The organism is Gracilimonas sp. (assembly GCF_035704785.1).
Taxonomy (GTDB): Bacteria; Bacteroidota; Rhodothermia; order Balneolales; family Balneolaceae; genus Gracilimonas.
Genome location: NZ_DASSWP010000225.1, coordinates 1 through 4,003 on the forward strand (window position 1 = coordinate 1; position 4,003 = coordinate 4,003).

Consider the following 4,003-nt stretch of genomic DNA (forward strand, 5'->3'; position numbering starts at 1 on the left):
TGTCATCTTCCGGAGGTACAATGCGGCCCAGTTTAACCTGCTTGCCCAGTCGTGTTTGGGGTTCAACGGTCAGGGAATAAGCAGAAATATGGGGAGGGTTGAATGTCAGGATAGTGTCGATGTCGTTTTCCAGCATCTCCAAAGTTTGACCGGGATTGCCATAGATCAGGTCAACGGTAAAGACATTGAAATCGGAAGCTTCTAATAATTCAAGGCACTTCAGTGCTTCCTCTGAAGTATGCGCCCGATTCATGAAGTTCAGCAGATCCTGGTCAAAACTTTGCACGCCCATGCTTGCCCGGTTTATTCCTGCTGATTTCAATCCTGATAAATACTCTTTAGTCACGTCATCTGGATTCATCTCCAGTGTGATCTCTTTCAGGTCGAGATCAAAAACTGAATCGACCGCTTCCAGAATAGATCCTACCTGGGAAGGAGTAAGCAATGAAGGCGTGCCGCCGCCAAAGTAAATGGTTTGAATGGGTTTCCGGGTGAATTGGGTATCTCTTTTGGAGTGAATTTCGAGGATCAGCTCATCTACAAAATCCTGTTTGTGCTGTTGCCGGGTTACGAAGTAAAAATCGCAGTACGAGCAGGCTTGTTTGCAAAAAGGAATATGGATGTAAAGACCGCTCATGGGGGAATTTTGAATTAGAAATTATGGATTTTGAATTAAAACAATTCAAAATCCATAATTCATCCCGAAAAATCGGGACCAATTACTTAGAGTAGAAAGGGTTTTTTTCGTACTGATCTTTTTGCTGGTAGGCTCGGAGGTACTTCACGTAATTGGACGCATATTGGGGGATGGAAGCGAGTTCTTCTACGGTCAGTTCCCGGGCTTTTTTTGCGGGTGAGCCCATATACATATAGCCGCTTTCCAAAGTTTTTCCGGGAGGAACCAGTGTTCCGGCAGCCACGATCACATCCGGCTCGATCACAACCTTATCTAAAATCGTCGCATTGATACCGATCAGCACCCGGTCTTTGATAGTGCATCCGTGAACCACTGCTCCATGACCAATAGTCACTTCATCCCCAATAATGGTCGGACCGGTTTGATTCATCACATGAATGCAGACATTATCCTGCACATTACTTCGGTCTCCGATCTTAATGTAATTCACATCTCCGCGGATGGTGACGTTGAACCAAACGCTGCTTTCGTTACCCAGGGTTACATCCCCGATAATATCAGCACTTGGAGCCACAAAGGCGGTTTCATCAAATTGTGGAGTACTCTTTAGAAATTCGTAGATCATGGATGGAAGGTTGGTGAGTTTTTAACTGCTACAAAGGTAGGGAGAAAAGAGATTCAATATCTACCCGTGGAGAAGCTTTCAGCCGTCAGCAATCAGCTTTCAGTTTTTTAGTAAGAGAAACTGAAAGCTGAAGTCTGATAGCTGATGGCTTAAAAAAGCCCTTCACTCCTTAAACTCACAAAATTGTATCCGGCTACGATCACATGATCATCCACCGGAATGCCAAAGAGTTTCCCGCATTCGGCGATGCGCTTGGTGAGCTGAATATCGGCGGTGGAGGCTTTGTTGTGTCCCGAGGGGTGATTGTGGATCAGGATGATGGAGTTGGCTTCATTCAGCACGGCCTGACGCATAACTTCCGCTGTATCCACGATGGTTGCTGTTTTTCCGCCGTTGCTGATCTTGGAAAAGCCCATCAGTTTTTTAGTGTTATCGAGGAAACCGACGATGAAGGTTTCTTTAGTGAGATGACGAAGTTTGGGCGCGAAGTAGGCGTTCACATCTTCGGGGGAAGTGATCTGAATTTCTTCTCCCAAAGCCGCTACTTGTAATCGGCGAGCAAGTTCAAATGCTGCTTCCAGCGTGATGGCTTTTACTTTGGCGATACCGGGAATCACCTTCAGCGCCTGCCAGTCTTTACGGACTAAATTGTGCAATCCTCCAAACTGATTGAGTAAGGCCTTGGCGGTATCAATGACATTCATTTTTTTGGTGCCTGTGCGAATCAGGATGGCGAGGAGTTCGGAGTCGGATAGGGCATCGGCGCCGTAGTTCATCAGTTTTTCGCGGGGCTGCTCATCGGGGAGCATATCTTTAACAGTGCGCTTGTGGAAATTCTCTACAGAAAAGGATTCTTCAAAATTCATGGCTCCAAGTTTGGTTTATTCTTTCTTAGTTAGAGCGATGAAAAAGCAATTCCTTACAAAATATTTTCGTTAATGGTGTATTGGTTAATTGTGACTGTTGAAATAGAATACAATTAACCAATACACCATTTCCCATTAACTATTCTCCGAATACTCCAAAATATCCCCCGGCTGACAGTCCAATACTTCACAAATAGCTTCCAGAGTAGAGAAGCGAATAGCTTTGGCTTTGCCGGTTTTAAGTATGGAAAGATTTGACATGGTAATTCCCACTTCCTCCGAAAGCTCGGTGAGGCTCATCTTTCGCTTGGCCAGCATCACATCAAGATTTACGATTATGGCCATGATTACACCGTTAGGTCTTGTTCGTTCTGCATGGGAATTCCTTTTCTGATAAAAATAATCAGAAACAGCAGAAGGAGGAGTACAAACATCATAGTCGGTGAAATTCCATCGGTTGGAGATAGTCCAAGACCAAATTCAGCATTTATGAAATTAATTTTTCGGGCATAAAGCAGTGCATCAATGATGAAACCGGCAAAGAGGATGAAATACAATCCCAACACCCAGCGGTAAATTTCTGTGGTAAAGAGTTTTTTGTACTGCTCAAAATTGATCAGTGTGATCCATATCATCACGAAAATGACCAGAATAATGCCCCCGAAAATAAAGCCTAACTCTAAATAGATCTGGGAAATCCAAAATGAGCGTTGTTCTTCAGATACTAAAAATGAAGGGTGGCTGGAAAGCCCTAATAACATCTCTGATCCCGTGGCTGAGTTTAGGATTTCCCAAGACTCTTTACTGGAAGGAGCAAAACTCAGATCAGTAAGCGTAACAAAGGTAAAAATAGTGTCGATATTCGCTGTCTGCGTAAACTTAAAAGAACGGAAATCAGCCATAAAATGAGATCTGTAAGACTCCATTCCTTCTGTGCGTGTCGGCAAAATATCTTTATCCAACATAGTTTGAATTTGTTGAAAGGCAAAAAAGCCTCCCTTTATACTCAAGCCCGCAAAGATCAGCATCAGGCCAATAATTATTTTTTGGAACAGATTCTTTGAAATGAAATTTTCCTTCAAATTCATGATTACACCGTCAGCTTTAATTCCTGATACATATCATGCCCCTTTTCGAATACCGCTGCCAGGGCAAAAAGCAGGAGTCCATAGACAAAGCTGCCAATTTCAAAATTCAGGCTTACGGAGATCTCATTGGCGACCATTAAATCATCAATAGGCACAACGAATAGCTGATACATGATCCACTGAAAGGGCTTGAAAGCGATGATCAACCCGGCAATAATTTTAAGTCGTTTGATATTCTTTGGCGTGAAAACCTTGTCGTTCCGGGCCGATTTCAGGATCATCCGGAGTTGAAAAAAACCAAAAAGGAATAAAGATAGACCTATTACAAGTGAAATGACCATTCCAACATACAATTCAAAATGGTTATTCATGATATAATCCGCATTTAGGGAGGCAGTTGCGGAATCAATGGAGATCATAGACGAATCAATAGCCGTTTGAAGCGTAAGTTGATCGGCATTTATGGGAATACTGATATTCAAGACTCCCAGTAGGTTTCCAAGGCCGTGAATTCTAAAAGTATCAGCAATTAGAAGAACTGAAAACACACATAATGCATACCAAAAGAAATTGATGATGGCATATGAGTAATAAACCGAGTTTCTGTCTTTAAGGGATTTCATATCACACCGTAAGTTTTTGTTCGTCGTAAATGCGATTCCCTTCTTTAAATACATAGCCGAGTACGATGATGAAAATTCCGATCATCATAAAGTCTTCAAATCCTTGAAGGGAAGAAAACTCATAGCCTTCTGGGAGGGAAATACTGTCAAGCAGTGGTAATGGG

The 4,003-nt window shown here is 42.8% G+C and carries 6 protein-coding genes; all 6 read right to left on the bottom strand.

Annotation, left to right across the window (positions count from 1 at the left end; genetic code table 11):
• Positions 1–637: radical SAM family heme chaperone HemW (hemW, locus tag VFM80_RS12885; protein WP_395072313.1), on the bottom strand; the 637-nt coding region annotated here is incomplete at its 3' end.
• 82 nt (positions 638–719) lie between these two features.
• Complete coding sequence (locus VFM80_RS12890; RefSeq protein ID WP_395072315.1) at positions 720–1,262, bottom strand: gamma carbonic anhydrase family protein; 543 nt, start codon at positions 1,260–1,262, stop codon at positions 720–722.
• Between the two features lie 149 nt (positions 1,263–1,411).
• Positions 1,412–2,128 (bottom strand): RadC family protein, encoded by a 717-nt coding sequence (gene radC, locus VFM80_RS12895; protein ID WP_395072317.1) that lies wholly within the window; start codon positions 2,126–2,128, stop codon positions 1,412–1,414.
• A 135-nt stretch (positions 2,129–2,263) separates the two neighbouring features.
• On the bottom strand, positions 2,264–2,473 hold the full coding sequence (locus tag VFM80_RS12900; RefSeq protein ID WP_395072319.1) for a helix-turn-helix domain-containing protein: 210 nt from the start codon (positions 2,471–2,473) through the stop codon (positions 2,264–2,266).
• Positions 2,474–2,475: 2 nt separating this feature from the next.
• The gene (locus VFM80_RS12905; protein WP_395072321.1) at positions 2,476–3,216 is read right to left on the bottom strand and encodes a hypothetical protein; all 741 of its coding nucleotides are present in this window, start codon (positions 3,214–3,216) and stop codon (positions 2,476–2,478) included.
• 2 nt (positions 3,217–3,218) lie between these two features.
• Positions 3,219–3,839 carry a DUF2975 domain-containing protein gene (locus VFM80_RS12910; RefSeq protein ID WP_395072323.1) on the bottom strand — a complete coding sequence of 207 codons (621 nt, stop codon included), beginning with the start codon at positions 3,837–3,839 and terminating at the stop codon, positions 3,219–3,221.
• Positions 3,840–4,003: the final 164 nt, after the last annotated feature.

Coding starts and splice junctions, on each gene's coding strand:
- VFM80_RS12890 (WP_395072315.1), bottom strand. CDS start 1,262: ATGATCTACGAATTTCTAAAGAGTACTCCACAATTTGATGAAACCGCC.
- radC (WP_395072317.1), bottom strand. CDS start 2,128: ATGAATTTTGAAGAATCCTTTTCTGTAGAGAATTTCCACAAGCGCACT.
- VFM80_RS12900 (WP_395072319.1), bottom strand. CDS start 2,473: ATGGCCATAATCGTAAATCTTGATGTGATGCTGGCCAAGCGAAAGATG.
- VFM80_RS12905 (WP_395072321.1), bottom strand. CDS start 3,216: ATGAATTTGAAGGAAAATTTCATTTCAAAGAATCTGTTCCAAAAAATA.
- VFM80_RS12910 (WP_395072323.1), bottom strand. CDS start 3,839: ATGAAATCCCTTAAAGACAGAAACTCGGTTTATTACTCATATGCCATC.